Here is a 16,000-nt window from a genome sequence, read left to right on the forward strand (position 1 = left end):
CGCCCTAAGGTTATGGGTGGGTTACTTCTTGATGCCGATCTCGGAGAGCTGCAGCATGGAGTTGGTGGCGATGCTGGGCTTGAAGTCCAGACGTTCGGACACGCGCGAATAACCGACCATGTGGAAGAGCGCGACGTCGGCGACGAGATCGTCGTGGACATAGGCGATCAGCTGCGACCAGAGTTTTGCACGTTCGTCACCGGTGGCGGCCGAAGCGCGGGCGATGAGATCATCGACCTTGGGATCGGCGTAACCGGACTGGGTGCCCTTCGAGTCATACTTGAAGAACATGGTGAAGGACGGATCACCCTTGGAATTGTCGTGCATGGCAGCAACAATCGTCGGGCCACGGCCTTCCTTAAACGGCTTCGAATAGTAGACCTCGTGTTCGGCGACTTCGACGAATTTCAGGTCGATCTTGAAACCAACATCCTGCAACTGTGCCTGGACGGCTTCCATGATTTCCGTGACGTTCGGGAAGTTGGCCGTACGCGCAACCACGGTGATCGGGGTGTCGACCGGCACGCCGGCAGCCTTGGCTTCTTCAAGCAGCTTCTTGGCCTGATCCGGATCGTATGGGAACACCTTCACATCCGGGTTCCAGCCAAGCGTCGTTGGCGGCACCAGCGCGGTGGCGAGAACGGCATCTTCCGGCACCAGCGTGCCGATGAAGGCCTGACGGTCGATCGCGAGGTTCAGCGCCTTGCGGACGCGGACATCGTTGAGCGGCGCGATATTGCCATCGATACGCAGATAGACGGTTTCGCTGTCGAGGTATGAGAAGTCGGTCTTGTCGTTGGTGGCTTCGACCTGCGAGATCGACGGTGCAAGATCGGCTTCGCCGGCCTGAACCATGGCGGCGCGAACCGCCGGGTCTGAGCGGAACAGGTAGGTGGCCTTGGTGACGGCGGGCTTCTTGCCCCAATAATCGTCACGCGCATCGAGAACGATCTGCTGGCCCGGTGTCCAGTTGGACAGTTTGTAAGGACCGGTGCCGACCGGCTCGCGCACGAATTCCAGCGGCGTGCCTTCCGGTACGATGGTGACGAGCGACAGCAGCAGCGGCAGGATCGGCTGGACCGGATTGACCTTGAAATCGATGGTGTTTTCGTCAACCACCTTCACGTCGAATTTCATGCCGCCGAAATAACGGCGGGATTCGCAGATGTTCTTGTCGCTGAAAATGCGGTCAAAGCTGAATTTGACATCCTTGGCGCCAAACGCCTTGCCGTCGGAAAATTTGACGCCCTGACGCAGGTGGAAGCGCCATGTGCCGTCAGCTGTCTGTTCCCACTTTTCGGCGAGGCGGGGCATGACGCCCTTTTTATCGCGCACGTCGAGTTCGGTCAGCGTTTCGCTGACATTTTCCATGATGACGCGGCCGATATTGGAGCGCGTCGCCATGCAGGGCTCGAGCAGGTCGGCCTCTTCCGGCAGAACGATCTTGATATCCGTCGATGCGGCATGAACCGGGCTGATGCCGGTGCCGAGTGCGAGGACAGAACCCAGCAGGGCTCCAAGCAAATGCGAAGTCTTCATGTCATTCTCCTCCCTCTTGGTGCGGGTCGCACCGCTTGCTGTTCGTCTCGCTCCGGCCTGTTCGGCTCACGCGATTTCGAAGGCATTCCTCCTAAAGCCCTGTGCGTCGGTCGGGATGCCTCCGTCCTTAACGTCGCCATGAGCGGGCTGGCGCAAACCATCGGATGTCTCGGCAAGTTTGTCAAATTAAATATTCGGAACTGCCAATTTGTACAAATTTGTCTTTCATAAAACGATTTAATTTCAAGTACATGTATCGTAAGTTTGGATCGTCAATGGCAAATTGCCGAATTTTTCAAACTTGACAACTTTGTTATTTGGGTGATTTTCATGTGGGTAAGAGGAGACCCTGATGACGCCTGAAGAGATTGCAACCGTGATGACCGGTGCGGTGAAAGCCGTTGGCCGCGGACGACATGAGGCCATGCTGGCCTCGCCGATGATCCAGAACCACGCATCCTTCCTGCACCTGACCGAGGATGGCGCACTGATCTGCGCCTGGTTCGGCGGCACGCTCGAAGGAAAGTCGGATATTTCCGTCTTCGCCTCTGTTCTGATCGGCGGCTCCGAGCAATGGGGTGAACCGCAGCGGCTGAGCTTTGACCCAAAACATTCCGAGCAGAACCCGGTTCTGTTTGCCGCGCCCGATGGCAGGCTCGTGCTGTTCCACACCTCGCAGCCCTCCGGCAATCAGGATGAATGCCGCATCCGCATGGCCGAAATTTCGCGCGATGCCGCCGACCCGACCAAGCTGACGGCAGGCGAGGGAGAGTATCTCGATCTGCCGCGCGGCTGTTTCGTTCGTGCGCCGCTGACCATTCGCGACGATGGCGCATGGCTGTTGCCGATCTTTCGCTGCATCCAACGGCCGGGCCAGAAGTGGAACGGCAGCCATGACCGCGCCGCGGTCGGCATTTCGCAGGATGGCGGTAAGAGCTGGGTGCTGGAAGATCTCGATCAATCGACGGGCTGCGTACACATGGGGCCGGTGTCGCTCGGTGATAACAGGCTGGCAGCCGTGTTCCGCCGCCGTCAGGCCGATTTCGTCTATCGCACGGAAAGCACCGATGGTGGCCGCACATGGTCCGTGCCGCAGGCGACGGATGTGCCCAACAACAATTCTTCCGTTGCCGCGACCCGCCTCAAGGACGGCCGCATCGCGATGATCTGCAACCCGGTGAATGCCGAGATGTCGAGCGATCGCCGCGCCTCGCTTTACGATGAGCTGGGCGAGGATGACGACCGGCCGGATGCCAATCCGGATGGCGGCTGCGTGCCGATCTGGGGCGTGCCGCGCGCACCGGTTTCCGTCTGCATTTCCGATGACGGGGCAAAAAGTTTTTCGCAGCGGATCCTCATCGAGGATGGTCCGGGCACCTGCCTGTCGAACAATTCCATCGACGGTCACAACAAGGAAATGTCCTATCCGTGGCTGCTGGAGGGCACCGACGGCAGTCTTCACATCGCCTACACCTATTACAGGCGCGCTATTAAATATGTTCGTCTGGCTCCGGGCTGGGCCAGTACCGCAGTGGGAGAATAATCATGAGCAATATCATCGGCATCACCATGGGTGACCCCTGCGGCGTCGGACCGGAAATCACGGTGCGGGCGCTGGCCGAAATGGGCGACGCGGACCGCGCCGCAACCCGTATCTACGGCAACCTGCCGACGCTGGAAGCGGCCCGCAAGGCGCTGGGCGTCGATATCGATCTGACACCTTACGTCGTCGATCTGCCGATCGAAGGCGCGCCGCTGCCCTGGGGCACGCTGTCGCCGGTTGCCGGCGATGCGGCTTTCCGTTTCATCGAAAAGGCGGTGCGCGATGCCGAAGCCGGCGTGATCGGCTGCGTCGTCACGGCACCGATCAACAAGGAAGCGCTCAACCTTGCCGGCCATCATTACGACGGCCATACCGGCATGCTGCGCAGCCTGACGAAATCGGCAGCGGCCTACATGCTGCTGGCCTCGGAAAAACTGAAGGTCATCCATGTTTCCACGCACGTTTCGCTGCAGGAGGCCATCCGCCGCGCCACCACCGAGCGGGTGCTGGCGACGATCAAGGCCGGCAATGACCACCTGAAGCGCACGGGTTATGCAGCACCCCGCATCGCGGTTGCCGGCATCAACCCGCATTGCGGCGAAAACGGCCTTTTTGGTACCGAGGATGACGAGCAGATCGCACCGGCCGTTGCCGCAGCCCGTGCCGAAGGCATCGATGCCTATGGTCCGATTTCGGCCGACACGGTGTTCCACCGCGCCTATTCCGGCGCCTTCGATCTGGTGGTCGCGCAGTACCACGATCAGGGGCATATCCCGATCAAGCTCGTCGCCTTCGATACGGCGGTCAACGTCTCCGTCGACCTGCCGATCGACCGTACCTCGGTCGACCACGGCACCGCCTTCGACATTGCCGGCAAGGGCATCGCCAACCATGGCAACATGCTGGAAGCGATCGCCTATGCCCGCAAGCTGGTAACCGGCGGCAAGGGGGGCAAGGCATGAGCAGCGCCCCCGTCATCATCCTGCATCAGCCCAAGCGGCTGATCGTCGGTGCCGGCACGGTCGGTGAAGTCGGTCCCTGGGCCGGCGAGGTTTCCTCGACGCTGGTGATTGCGACGCCGATCACCGCCGGATTTGTCGATCGGCTGAAACTGCCGGGCAAGGTCACCCTGTTCGACGCCATTCCTGGCGAGCCGGAAATCGCCACGCTTGATGCGGCTTTGGCTGCGGCGCGGGCGGCGAAGCCGGATCTCGTCGTCGGTCTCGGCGGCGGCTCGGTCATGGATGTCGCCAAGCTGGTGGCCGCCCTTTGGGATGGCGAACAGACGCTGGCCGATGTTGCCGGCCCCAACAAGGTGGCGGGGAGAAGTACGCGACTGGCGCAGGTGGCGACCACGGCCGGAACCGGCTCGGAAGCAGGCATCCGCTCGCTGATCACCGATCCGGTCAAGGGCAACAAGATCGCGGTCGAAAGCCCGCATCTGATCGCTGACCTTGCGGTACTCGACCCGGAACTCACCTATTCGGTTCCGCCGGCCGTCACGGCCGCAACCGGTGTCGACGCCATGGCGCATTGCGTCGAGGCATTTACCAGCAAACGCGCGCATCCGATGATCGACGGTTTTGCCCGTATGGGTTTTTCGCTCGTCGGCAAATTTTTGGCCCGCGCGGTCAAGGATGGATCGGATCGGGAAGCGCGCGAAGGGCTGATGCTGGCCTCCTATTACGGCGGCATCTGCCTTGGGCCGGTGAATACGGCGGCCGGCCATGCCATCGCCTATCCGCTCGGCACGCTTCTACATCTGCCGCATGGGCTGGCCAACGCCATCGTCTTTCCGCATGTTCTGGCCTTCAATCAGCCGGTCGTGGCGGACAAGACGGCGGAAGTGGCGGAAGCGCTTGGTTTTGGAAAAGGCCTGTCGCAGGCTGATCTCAGTGGTGCGGCACATGCATTCTGTGCCGATCTCGGCATCGAGATGTCGCTTGCCAAACATGGTGCTGATGAAGCCGACCTGCCACGCTTTGCCGCCGATGCGCATGCCATCCGCCGGCTGATGGACAACAATCCTGCCGATATGAGCGTCGAGGACGTTCTGGCGATTTACCGGGCCAGCTTCTAAGGAGCTGGTTTGGAGGAGGGAGGCGGTGCGAGCGATCGTGCCGCCTTTTTGGTTTTTGGGGAGAGGGGGAAAAGGCGCCTACCCACCCATGGTCGTCATGCTCGGGCCTGTCCCGAGCATCTGCCGCGTTGAATTTGTTGCGCTGTGGTTAGATCCCAGGGACAAGCCCTGGGATGACGGCGGAGGGGCTTTAGCGGTCCTTGTTCGCCGGTCAATCCTACTGATGCGACGACTGAAACAGCCGTTCGCGCGACCCCTTCAAATGCTCCAGCATCAGGCGCCGCGCCTCATCCTCATCGCGGTTGGCGATGGCTGCGGCAATCGCTTCGTGTTCGCCGAACACACGCGTCAGGCCGGAGGCCTCGCGCTTGATCGAGGCGCCGTGAAACTTCATGCCAACGGCGATGTGGTCTTTCAGCGCTTCCATGGCGGTCGAAAAATAGTTGTTCTGGGCAGCGCGGGCGATGGCGAGGTGAAACTTGAAGTCGGCATCCTCGCGGTGTGACTGGCGGTTTGTGGCGTCGCGCAGCAGTTCCAGTGCCTGCCGGATCGCCTTCAGGCTGTCGGCATCGTGGCGGGTGGCGGCGGCCGCGGCGGCGGCCGGTTCCAGCGTCAGGCGGAACTCGTAACAGTTCAAAAGATCGGCGACGTTTTCCAGCTGGCCGAAACCGAGCGGATTGCGCAGGCCCACGGAGCGCACAAAGCTGCCGGCGCCACGGCGGGAATAGATCAGGCTCTGGTCGCGCAGGCGTTTCAGCGCCTCGCGGATGACCGGGCGCGATACTTCGAATTCGGCGGCAAGATCATGTTCGGTCGGCAGGCGTTCGTCCGGCTTGTAGGCGCCGGATTTGATGGCGCGCAGCATGCGTTCGAACACGATATCGGCCAAGCCCTTGCGGGCGGTTCCCGTTTCCAGTCCCATCTTCAAATTGCCCTCCCCAGGACCATGTCCGCAATCCTCTTCAACGTCTCCGGCCCGCCAAATCCTCCCGATTTGGCGATGATGCAGCGTCCCTCGTTCGACGCAAGCCCAAGGCCTGGCAGGCATTCGCCATGCAGGGTGAAACGGGTAACGCCAAGCGCACGCATGACCGCTTCGGCGGTGGCGCCACCGGAAAGAAGCAGCGTGCCCTTGTAATCCGAAAGGCTGTTCTTGAGGCCCTCGGCCAGTGCTTCCGAGACCAGCGCCGGATTGATGTCGCTCGCGCCCGGTGTTGCCTGAACCAGCGTCAGTGCCGCATCGGCATTCGGTGTGTCGGTGATCCGGCCATTCGGCGCCGCGCGGTAATCAAGATCATGGCCGGCGCGCAATGCATCGATCTGGGCAAGCGTGATCGGATCGCGCGAGCCGATGACAAAGGTGGCGCGGCCGGTCGGGATGTTTGCCGGTTTTGCCTCGGGCTTTTGCGTCATGCGGCGGGCCAGCGCTTCGGCAAGGCCACGTGCGCCGATCAAAAGGTCGGTGCCGTCTGTCTGTGCGGCATCGAGCACGGCATCCATGTCGGCGGATGTGCCTGTGCCGGGTGTCGTTGCGTGGGCCGCATGGGGGCCGAGCTTTTCGGCGATGACGATCGGTGTGTCGACGCCGAAACCGCGAACGGCACCACCTTCGACGATCCGGTCGAATTCCGGGATAGCGGGGGCGACCAGCGCGCGCGAAAACGGAGTGGCGTCGAGTTCGGCGACGATATTGCCCTTGAGGCGGGAATCGACCTTCTTGAACAGGCGCGTGCCCGGCGGCAGCAGGGCGATCACCGCAGCGGTTGTTTCGCGGGCTTCATCCGCGCCGATCTCGCGGGTGTTGAGATTGATGGAGATGACGTCGGGACTATCCGCGACGATGCCGGCAATCGCTTCGCGGGCCAAAGCCACCTCGGTGCGCAGACCACGTCCGGCAAAGGGGGCCGCGGAGTCCAGCGCGCCGGTCAGATCGTCTGCGAGAATGGCGAGCATGTCATGGTACCAGTTTTATGTTGTAATCTTTATACCACTAAAAAACGCTTAGATGTCAATATTCCGTGCGGATCAGTATGACAAATTACGGTTTGCATATACGCAATTTCGGACGGACGTGTGAGGCTGTTGGAATTACAGCTTTTTCGGGAGTTCCGGTGTTTGTCGGGTGCCTGAAACGCAAGAAGCGCATGGCCGGGAGGGCCATGCGTTTCTCGTCTGTGTCGCGGAGCAGGCGGTGTGGTCAGCGGCCGTTTGCCTTGCGCCACGCCTCGTATTTGTCGCGGAACTCGTCCTTGGTCTGCGGGTAAAGCCCGATGATCGGCGTGCCGGCATTGACCTGTTCGAGCACGAAAGCCTCGTAGCTTTCCATCGCCGTGCATTCATCCGCCAGTTCCTCGGCCAGATGCGCTGGGATGACCATCACGCCGTCATTGTCGCCGACCAGAACGTCGCCCGGAAACACCGCGACATCACCGCAGGAGATCGGCACGTTGATGTCGATCGCCTCGTGCAGGGTGAGGTTGGTCGGGGCCGACGGGCGGGCGTGATAGGACGGCATGTCGAGCGCGCCGATGCCGGCTGCATCGCGAAAACCACCATCGGTGACGACACCGGCGGCACCGCGAAGCGCCAGCCGGGTGATCAGGATCGAGCCGGCCGTGGCGGCGCGGGCGTCCTTGCGGCTGTCCATGACAAGCACCTGGCCGGCCGGGCAGGTTTCGATGGCGACGCGCTGCGGATGGTCGGCATTGCGGAACACGGTGATAGGGTTGCGGTCCTCACGCGCCACGATGTAGCGCAGCGTAAACGCCTGTCCGACCATGGTTTCCGTCTTCGGCGAAACCGGCACGACACCCTGGATGAACTGGTTGCGCAAGCCGCGCTTGAACATGGCGGTGGCCAGTGATGCGGTGGAAATCTTCTTGAATTTCTCGCGTGTTGTTTCGCTCAGCACGTAATCGGTCATAATTTTCCTCCTCAATAGATGTCCGGTTCGCCGGCCTTTTGGCCGAAGCCGGTTTCCAGAAAATCGAAATCGCAGCCCTGATCGGCCTGGGTGACGTGTTTTGAGAACATCCAGCCATAGCCGCGCTGGAAACGCGGTTCGGGCGCCTTCCATTCGGCCTTGCGGCGCGCCAGTTCCTCGTCGCTCACCAGCATGTCCAGTGAGCGATTGGGCAGATCGAGACGGATGATGTCGCCGTTTTTCAGGAGCGCCAGCGGCCCGCCGATAAAACTTTCCGGCGAGACATGCAGCACGCAGGCGCCGTAGGATGTGCCGGACATGCGGGCATCGGAAATGCGCAGCATGTCGCGATGGCCCTTCTTGATCAGTGCCTTGGGGATGGGCAGCATGCCCCATTCGGGAAAACCGGGGCCGCCGAGCGGGCCGGCATTGCGCAGCACCAGAACATGGTCGGGCGTGACATCGAGGTTCTCGTCGTCGATCGCCTTCTTCATCTCCGGGTAGCTGTCGAACACCATGGCCGGGCCCTGATGCACATGATATTTCGGGTCGCAGGCGGCCGGTTTGATGACGCCGCCGTTGGGGCAGAGATTGCCGCGCACCACCGCAAGCGAACCTTCGTGATAGACCGGGTTGGAGAGCGGCCGGATGACGTCGTCGTTATAGACTTTTGCGCCTTCGAGATTTTCACCCATGGTGCGGCCCGTGACGGTCATGACCGATAGGTCGAGCCGGTCTTCCATCTGTTTCATCAGTGCCCGCAACCCGCCGGCATAGAAAAAGTCCTCCATCAGATAGTCTTTGCCCGACGGGCGGACATTGGCGATCAAAGGCGTGACGCGGCCGAGCGCATCGAGATCGTCGAGCGTGAGGTCAACACCGGCGCGGCGGGCCATGGCGATCAGATGTACAACGGCATTGGTGGAACAGCCGGTAGCCATGGCGACGATCGCGGCATTGCGACAGGCGGCGTCGGTGACGATTTTATCCGGCGTCAGGTCTTCCCAGACCATGTCGACGATGCGGCGGCCGCAATCGGCGCCCATGCGCTGGTGGTTGGCATCGACGGCCGGAATGGAGGACGCGCCGGGCAGCGTCAGGCCCATGGCGTCGGCAATCGCCGTCATGGTCGAGGCGGTGCCCATGGTCATGCAGGTGCCGGCCGAGCGGGCGATACCGCCCTGCACGCCCAGCCATTCCTCGTCGGTAATATTGCCGGCGCGGCGTTCGTCCCAGTATTTCCAGCCGTCCGAACCGGAGCCCAGAATCTTGCCGGCGTAATTGCCGCGCAACATCGGGCCGGCGGGCAGGTAGATCATCGGCACGCCGGCCGAGATCGCGCCCATGACGAGGCCGGGTGTGGTCTTGTCGCAGCCGCCCATCAGCACCACGCCATCGAGCGGATGGGCGCGGATCATCTCTTCCGTCTCCATGGCCAGCATGTTGCGGTAAAGCATCGATGTGGGTTTCAGTGAGCTTTCATCCAGCGACAGCGACGGCATCTGCACGGCAAAACCGCCGGCCTGAAACACGCCGCGCTTCACATCCTGCACGCGTTCCTTGAAATGCGCATGGCAGGTGTTGAGTTCGGACCATGTGTCGAGCACGCCGATCACCGGCTTGTCGCGAAACTCTTCCTCCGAATAACCGAGCTGCATCATGCGCGAGCGGTGGCCGAAAGAGCGCAGGTCGTCGGGCGCGAACCAGCGGGCGCTTCTCAAGGTTTCGGGCGTTTTCGTCTTGGGCAGGGGGCTTTCTGGCATGGCAATCGACCTTTTTAGGTGCCGTGAAAGGTCCGCGCCTTTTCCGGCTTGGCCCGCTTCGAGGGGCCGTCTAACAATGATCTGGAAGGTGAATGGCGGGCGCCTGCTAGGGCGCGTGGGCGGTCGTGACTGGCGTGTTGACGCCGCATATCAGCAGTCGCATGGTTCCTCCTCCACGGTGCGGACGCGGATGAAGATCCGGCCCGGTTCTCGCCTCTCCCAAAGCGAATAACGGCATTGAAGCACTAAAACATCAGTGCATCAACCCGAAAACTGTGTTTTAATGCAAGTGACTAGAGAAAGGGTGGATCGACAGCATGAGTGGAATGGTGAGGGGCGGGCAGCTGGATCGGTCGCGGCAGGTGGCCTTGCAGGTGCATGAAATCCTGCGGGAGCGCATCCTGAAAGTGGAATTGGTGCCCGGCACGGTCCTGTCGCGCTCCAGCCTGCAAATGGAATTCGGGGTCAGCCAGACGCCGGTGCGTGATGCGCTGATGCGGCTGCAGGAGGAGGGCATGGTCGATGTCTATCCGCAATATGCCACCGTGGTCGCCAAGATCGATATCGGCCATGCGCGCCAGGCGCAGTTCTTGCGGCTGTCGATCGAACTGGAGGCGGTGCGGCGACTGACGGAGGATCGCCCGGAGGCAACGGCGGCGGAACTTTCCGAAATCCTGTTGCGCCAGCGGGCCGTGGCGACGCCGGAAACCTATGACCGGTTCGACGAGATCGACCGCGAATTCCACCGGCATCTTTTTGAGCGCATGGGCATCGAGCAGCTATGGGCGAATGTGCGGCGCCAGAGCGTGCATCTCGACCGTTTGCGGCGGCTGAACCTGCCGATGCCGGGCAAGATGCAGACGGTGCTTTCCGATCACGAGGCGATCGTCGAAGGCGTTCGCTCCGGCAAGGCCGATGTGGCGACGGCGGCGCTTCGAAAACACCTGTCCGGCACGCTGTCGATCATCGATGTGATCAGCGCCGAGTTTCCCGATTACATTCTCCGCTGAAAGGCTCTAAGAGGGGCGACTTTCAGAACGGGACTTGAGATGATGCAGAAACCCTGGAGCAAACCGGTCGTGGTAATGATCGGCGAACCGCCGGTCGAAACGTCGATCGACACGACACAGGCGGCCTCCTGGGCGATGATCGAGGACTGGCCGATCGAGGACGAACCGGCGTTGGACAAGGCGCTTTTGATCTTTGCCGATGTCTCCAAGGGCAAGCGCCCGGACGAGGACGCGCGTCAGGCCTTTGTCGCCGCCGCCGTCGAGGCCGGCATTCTGGTCGGCAAATGACGCCCGAACCGCTGTTTCGCGATGCCGTGCCGGCGGATGCGGCGCGCTGTTACGAGATCGAGATTTCCGCTTACGAGGGCGACGAGGCGGCGACGCTGGACAAGATCGCGTTGCGGATCGGTGAATATCCGCAAGGGTTTCTGGTGCTGGAGCTCGGTGGCCGCATCGTCGGTTTCATCAATAGCGGCGGCGCGGACAACGTCGTGATGGCGGATGAGGCGTTCAAGGAACTGGTCGGGCACGATCCGGATGCGGAAAATGTGGTGATCATGTCGGTGGTGGTAGATCCGGCTTTTCAGGGGCAGGGATATTCGACGCTGCTGATGCGGGAGTTCATCGCGCGCATGCGGGCGATGGGCAAGAAGACCATTCATCTGATGTGCCGTGACAGCCATGTCGGGCTCTATGAAAAATTCGGCTATCGTTATGTGAAGCCATCGGAGTCGGACCATGGCGGCTTGGCCTGGCATGAGATGGTGATGGAGTTTTCGCGGTAGAATTGAAGTGGGAATATCAAGGGTGCGCCCATCCGATCTCCCCCCATGTGGGGGAGATGCCCGGCAGGGCAGAGGGGGATAATCCTGGCGCAAATACCGCTTTTCTGTCATATGCCGCGCCGTCGCATACCCCCCTCTGTCACCTTTCGGTGACATCTCCCCCACATGGGGGGAGATCGAAGGGAGCGCAGAGAAAACTCATCCGTTTCCGCGCTCAACCCCCATCCTGCGGCACCACGATCCCCGCGACAAATCCTCCGCCCGACTTAATCTCGAAACGAAAACCGTGCAGCTTGACGATTGCCGCCACCAGCGTCAGGCCGAGGCCAAGTCCCTTGGTGTGGCGGCTGCGGTCTGAGCGGTAGAAACGCTGGGCCAGCAGTTCACGTTCGTTTTCGGCAATGCCCGGCCCGGTGTCGCGCACGCGGATGACCGTGTGGCCGCCTTCTGATGCCAATGCGACATCGATCCGGCCGCCTTCCGGCGTGTATTTCACGGCATTGTCGACGAGATTGGCGATGGCCTCGAACAGCAGGTCGCGGTCACCCTGGACGCTGGCTTGAATATCGGTGTGAACCGTCAGCGCCAGTTTTTTCTCCTCGGCAAACGGCTCGTAGAGTTCACCGACCTCGGTGATCAGTTCAGCGAGATCGACGCTGCCAAAGGCCTGGAAACGGCGGGTCTGTTCGATCTCGCGGATGCGCAGGAGTGCCGTGACGATCGAGATGGCGTGATCGACACCGGCCATGGCGCGGTCGGTTGCGGCCTGAAATTCCTCGGGAGTCGTGGCGCTGTGTTTTGCCCGTTCCAGCCCGATCCGCACGCGTGCAAGCGGTGTGCGAAGATCGTGGGCAATGTCGTCGCCGATTGCGGCGAGGTTTTCGACCAGCGTCTGGATCTCGTCGAGCATGCCGTTGACAATCTGCGCCAGCTTGTCGAGCGGGTCTTCGCTGTTGCGGGTCGGAAGCCGTCGGGCGAAATCGCCTGCAACGATCTCGGCGGCGCGCAACTGCATTTCGCGAATACGCCGCTGGGTTCGGGCGGCAAACAGCAGCGAGGCGGCAAGTCCGAGAAGAAAGGCCGGCAGCAGGCCAAAGATCAGGCCGCGCTCCACCACCAATGCGGTTTGTTCATTGTCCTTGGTGCTCCAGCCGACGACGAGGATCGTGCCATCGGAAAGCCGTCGGGCAAGCGCGCGCGACGGCTGGATCATTTTCCAGCCGGGGCCAAAACGGTGGATTTCGGCCTGGATGGGGGCCTGATCGACTTCGAGGCCCGCCGGCCAGCGCAGGATGTTGCCGGAAATGCGTTCACCTGTCGGCGCAAACAGGCCGGTCGGCTTGTAGCGGCGTGGATCCTGACGCAGCCGTTCTTCATATTGCGTCAGGTGCCCTTCTTTGGCCTGCGCAACCATCGAATCCGATTCCTGGATGATCAGTCCGTCCAGAAATGACACCAGTTCGCGGCTGGTGTTCACATAGGCGAAGATGAGGCTGGCCATGACCGCGACGGCGATCGCCACGAACAGTACGACCGTGTAGCGAAAGGTCGAGTTCCAGACCCAATCAATCAGGCGCGCGAAGGACAAATCCCTCTCCCCGGATATTGGAGATCATCGCTGCTTCACCCGAAGCATCGACCTTACGGCGCAGGCGGCCCATATGCACATCGACGAGATTGCTGTCGGGCACGAACTTGTATTTCCACACCTCTTCGAACAGCATGGCGCGGGTGAGCAGCTGTTCACAGTGGCGCATCATGTATTCGAGCAGCTTGTATTCGCGCGGCAGAAGCTCGATCTCGCGGCCGGCGCGATTGGCGCTGCGCTCGATCAGGTCGATTTCCAGCGGGCCGACGCGCAGCGTCTTGGCCGAGGTGTCGGCCGGCCGGCGCAAAAGTGCCTCGATGCGGGCAACAAGTTCAAGCACGGCAAACGGCTTGCTGAGATAGTCATCACCACCGGCGCGAAGACCTTTGACGCGGTCGTTGACGGCGCCAAGCGCACTCAGCACCAGAACCGGCGTGCGGATCTTTTCCCGGCGCAGCGTATCGATGACAGCAAGACCATCCATGCCCGGAAGCATGCGGTCGATGACCAGCACATCGGCATCGGCGGCGCGTGCCATCTCCAGTCCGGTCAGACCGTCGGCTGCCCAGTCCACCACGTACCCGGAGTCTCTCAGTTCGGCGCAGATATCCTGTGCGGTATCGGCATCATCCTCGATCAGAACGACCTTGGTCATGGCGTGTGCCTGGCTTCCATCTGTGGTGCCATCGAGGCCGTCCACTTCCATCGTCACGATGCGCCATAGAGCTTACGGCGGCGGTTACTCTTTAGCCGCGCGAAGCTGCGGGCGTTGATTGCGGGTGTTTACCGTCGATCAATGACAATTGAAATCCAATCCGGACCCGGCTTCTGCGTGAATTCTTAAATTCCAATTTAATGGCGTTTGTCAAATCGAAGGCGCAAACCCCGCGTGACCACTGCGCGACAAGACGTCGCGGGCGCAGATGTCACTGTCGTGACCTTCCTTGAAGGCCCTCCGTCAGGCAGTCCGAAACCAAACCGAGGTCTAGTATGCCTTCCAATAAGAACAATACCGACAATTCCACGTCCAGCAATCTGGTGCTCAGCCGCCGCCAGCTTCTCGGCTCGGCCGCCACGGGCGCCGCCGCGATCGGCGTCAGCACCGTGCCTTCCTGGGCACAGAGCCAAGCTTCCGACGGCACCGTCGATGTGCTGCTGATCGGTGGCGGCATCATGAGCGCGACGCTCGGCGTTTTGCTCTCGCAGCTCGAGCCGACCTGGAAGATCGAGATGATCGAGCGCCTCGACGACGTGGCGATGGAAAGCTCCAACGGCTGGAACAATGCCGGCACCGGCCACTCGGCACTCGCCGAACTCAACTATTCGCCGATGGATGCCAAGGGCAATGTCAACATTACCAAGGCGATCGAGATCAACGAGTGGTTCCAGATCACCCGCCAGTTCCTGTCGCACCAGATCGACATGGGCGTTCTGAAGAACCCGCGTTCGTTCATCAACTCCACCCCGCACATGAGCTTCGTCTGGGGTGACGCGAACACCGAATTCCTCGCCAAGCGCTATGAAGCGCTGAAGGCCAGCCCGCTGTTTGCCGGCATGGAGTTCTCGAACGACCATGCGCAGATCGCCAAGTGGGTTCCGCTGATGATGGAAGGCCGCGATCCGAACCAGAAGCTGGCCGTCACCTGGAGCCCGCTCGGCACCGACGTCAATTTTGGCGAGATCACCCGCCAGTACGTTGCGCATCTGAAGAGCCAGCAGCAGTTCGCGCTGCGCACTTCTTCGGAAGTCGAGGATATCGTCAAGAACGATGACGGCACCTGGAGCGTGACCTACTCCAACACCAAGACCGGTGACACCACCGTCGTGAAGGCAAAATTCGTCTTCCTCGGCGCCGGCGGCGGTGCTTTGCCGCTTCTGCAGATGTCCGGCATTCCGGAAGGTGACGCCTATGCCGGTTTCCCGGTCGGCGGCTCGTTCCTCGTCTGCGACAACCCGGAAATCGTCAACCAGCACCTCGCCAAGGCCTATGGCCAGGCAGAGACCGGCGCTCCGCCGATGTCGGTGCCGCATCTCGATACCCGCGTGTTCGATGGCAAGCGCCACATCCTGTTCGGACCGTTTGCTACTTTCTCGACCAAGTTCTTGAAGGAAGGTTCGCTGTTCGATCTGCCAGCCTCGGTCACGCTCGAAAACATCTGGCCGATGCTGACGGTCGGTACGCATGAGTTCAGCCTCGTGCAGTATCTCGCCGGCCAGCTGATGATGTCGGACGAAGACCGTCTCAACGCGCTGAAGGTCTACTTCCCGAATGCCAAGGCTGAGGACTGGCGCTACTGGCAGGCTGGCCAGCGCGTACAGATCATCAAGAACGATCCTGAAAAGGGCGGTCAGCTGAAACTCGGCACGGAAATCGTTGCATCCGAGGACGGCACGATCGCGGCTCTGCTTGGCGCTTCGCCGGGAGCTTCCACCGCTGCCCCGATCATGCTCGACGTCCTGAAGAAGGTGTTTGGTGAAAAGCTGAAGACGCCGGAATGGCAGGAACGCGTTCATGCTATCGTTCCGAGCTACGGCAAGAAGCTGAACGAAAACCCGGACATGCTGGCCAAGGAATGGGCCGCTACCGAAGAGCGCCTGCAGCTTGCCATCGCATCGCCGGCCATGGACCCGGCCGCTTACAGCAAGCCGGCGACACCTGCCGGTGAAGTGAAGATGGCTCCGGGCCTCGCCCTCTAAGAACCGTCCCGAATTTATGTGAAAGGCCCCGCTCGTCGGGGCCTTTTGCGTTTGGCACCCACAGGGTTTCGA

At 61.4% G+C, this 16,000-nt stretch carries 14 protein-coding genes; 7 read left to right on the forward strand and 7 right to left on the reverse strand.

The window, feature by feature from the left end; translation table 11 throughout:
- Positions 1 to 21: 21 nt before the first annotated feature.
- Positions 22 to 1,539 carry an ABC transporter substrate-binding protein gene (locus EDF70_RS00155; RefSeq protein ID WP_132271244.1) on the reverse strand — a complete coding sequence of 506 codons (1,518 nt, stop codon included), beginning with the start codon at positions 1,537 to 1,539 and terminating at the stop codon, positions 22 to 24.
- Positions 1,540 to 1,891: 352 nt separating this feature from the next.
- Between EDF70_RS00155 and EDF70_RS00160 the strand changes: the two genes are divergently transcribed.
- Genes EDF70_RS00160 through EDF70_RS00170 form a run of 3 tightly spaced genes read left to right on the forward strand, consistent with a single transcriptional unit; the run spans position 1,892 to position 5,162 of the window.
- On the forward strand, positions 1,892 to 3,082 hold the full coding sequence (locus EDF70_RS00160; protein WP_132271245.1) for an exo-alpha-sialidase: 1,191 nt from the start codon (positions 1,892 to 1,894) through the stop codon (positions 3,080 to 3,082).
- Between the two features lie 2 nt (positions 3,083 to 3,084).
- Positions 3,085 to 4,044 carry a 4-hydroxythreonine-4-phosphate dehydrogenase PdxA gene (pdxA, locus tag EDF70_RS00165; protein WP_132271246.1) on the forward strand — a complete coding sequence of 320 codons (960 nt, stop codon included), beginning with the start codon at positions 3,085 to 3,087 and terminating at the stop codon, positions 4,042 to 4,044.
- Positions 4,041 to 5,162 carry an iron-containing alcohol dehydrogenase gene (locus EDF70_RS00170; RefSeq protein ID WP_132271247.1) on the forward strand — a complete coding sequence of 374 codons (1,122 nt, stop codon included), beginning with the start codon at positions 4,041 to 4,043 and terminating at the stop codon, positions 5,160 to 5,162. Before pdxA ends, EDF70_RS00170 begins: the two co-directional genes overlap by 4 nt.
- Positions 5,163 to 5,379: 217 nt before the next feature.
- Here EDF70_RS00170 and EDF70_RS00175 read toward each other — a convergent pair whose 3' ends face one another.
- The 4 genes from EDF70_RS00175 to araD all read right to left on the reverse strand — a co-directional run bounded on the left by EDF70_RS00175 (position 5,380) and on the right by araD (position 9,848).
- Positions 5,380 to 6,084, reverse strand: a complete 705-nt coding sequence (locus tag EDF70_RS00175; protein ID WP_132272500.1) for a FadR/GntR family transcriptional regulator — start codon at positions 6,082 to 6,084, stop codon at positions 5,380 to 5,382.
- A gap of 2 nt (positions 6,085 to 6,086) precedes the next feature.
- Complete coding sequence (locus tag EDF70_RS00180; RefSeq protein WP_132271248.1) at positions 6,087 to 7,115, reverse strand: four-carbon acid sugar kinase family protein; 1,029 nt, start codon at positions 7,113 to 7,115, stop codon at positions 6,087 to 6,089.
- Between the two features lie 244 nt (positions 7,116 to 7,359).
- Positions 7,360 to 8,085 carry a ribonuclease activity regulator RraA gene (locus EDF70_RS00185; RefSeq protein WP_132271249.1) on the reverse strand — a complete coding sequence of 242 codons (726 nt, stop codon included), beginning with the start codon at positions 8,083 to 8,085 and terminating at the stop codon, positions 7,360 to 7,362.
- Positions 8,086 to 8,096: 11 nt separating this feature from the next.
- Positions 8,097 to 9,848 (reverse strand): L-arabinonate dehydratase, encoded by a 1,752-nt coding sequence (araD, locus tag EDF70_RS00190; protein WP_132271250.1) that lies wholly within the window; start codon positions 9,846 to 9,848, stop codon positions 8,097 to 8,099.
- A 317-nt stretch (positions 9,849 to 10,165) separates the two neighbouring features.
- On the opposite strand from araD, the gene EDF70_RS00195 reads away from it, so the two are divergent.
- Genes EDF70_RS00195 through EDF70_RS00205 form a run of 3 tightly spaced genes read left to right on the forward strand, consistent with a single transcriptional unit; the run spans position 10,166 to position 11,643 of the window.
- The gene (locus EDF70_RS00195; RefSeq protein ID WP_132271251.1) at positions 10,166 to 10,858 is read left to right on the forward strand and encodes a GntR family transcriptional regulator; all 693 of its coding nucleotides are present in this window, start codon (positions 10,166 to 10,168) and stop codon (positions 10,856 to 10,858) included.
- Positions 10,859 to 10,900: 42 nt separating this feature from the next.
- Positions 10,901 to 11,146, forward strand: coding sequence for a DUF982 domain-containing protein (locus EDF70_RS00200; RefSeq protein ID WP_132272501.1), 246 nt, complete (start codon positions 10,901 to 10,903; stop codon positions 11,144 to 11,146).
- Entirely contained in the window at positions 11,143 to 11,643 is a 501-nt protein-coding gene (locus EDF70_RS00205) for a GNAT family N-acetyltransferase (protein ID WP_132271252.1), read from the forward strand. The genes EDF70_RS00200 and EDF70_RS00205 overlap by 4 nt, the downstream gene beginning before the upstream one ends.
- A 214-nt stretch (positions 11,644 to 11,857) precedes the next feature.
- Here EDF70_RS00205 and EDF70_RS00210 read toward each other — a convergent pair whose 3' ends face one another.
- Positions 11,858 to 13,231 (reverse strand): ATP-binding protein, encoded by a 1,374-nt coding sequence (locus EDF70_RS00210; RefSeq protein ID WP_245518971.1) that lies wholly within the window; start codon positions 13,229 to 13,231, stop codon positions 11,858 to 11,860.
- Complete coding sequence (locus EDF70_RS00215; protein WP_132271253.1) at positions 13,209 to 13,886, reverse strand: response regulator transcription factor; 678 nt, start codon at positions 13,884 to 13,886, stop codon at positions 13,209 to 13,211. Before EDF70_RS00215 ends, EDF70_RS00210 begins: the two co-directional genes overlap by 23 nt.
- 335 nt (positions 13,887 to 14,221) lie before the next feature.
- Here EDF70_RS00215 and mqo point away from each other — a divergent pair, with 335 nt between their 5' ends.
- The gene (mqo, locus tag EDF70_RS00220) at positions 14,222 to 15,928 is read left to right on the forward strand and encodes a malate dehydrogenase (quinone) (RefSeq protein WP_132271254.1); all 1,707 of its coding nucleotides are present in this window, start codon (positions 14,222 to 14,224) and stop codon (positions 15,926 to 15,928) included.
- The last annotated feature ends 72 nt before the right edge of the window (positions 15,929 to 16,000 follow it).

The sequence above is a fragment of the Neorhizobium sp. JUb45 genome (assembly GCF_004343585.1).
Taxonomy (GTDB): domain Bacteria; phylum Pseudomonadota; class Alphaproteobacteria; order Rhizobiales; family Rhizobiaceae; genus Neorhizobium.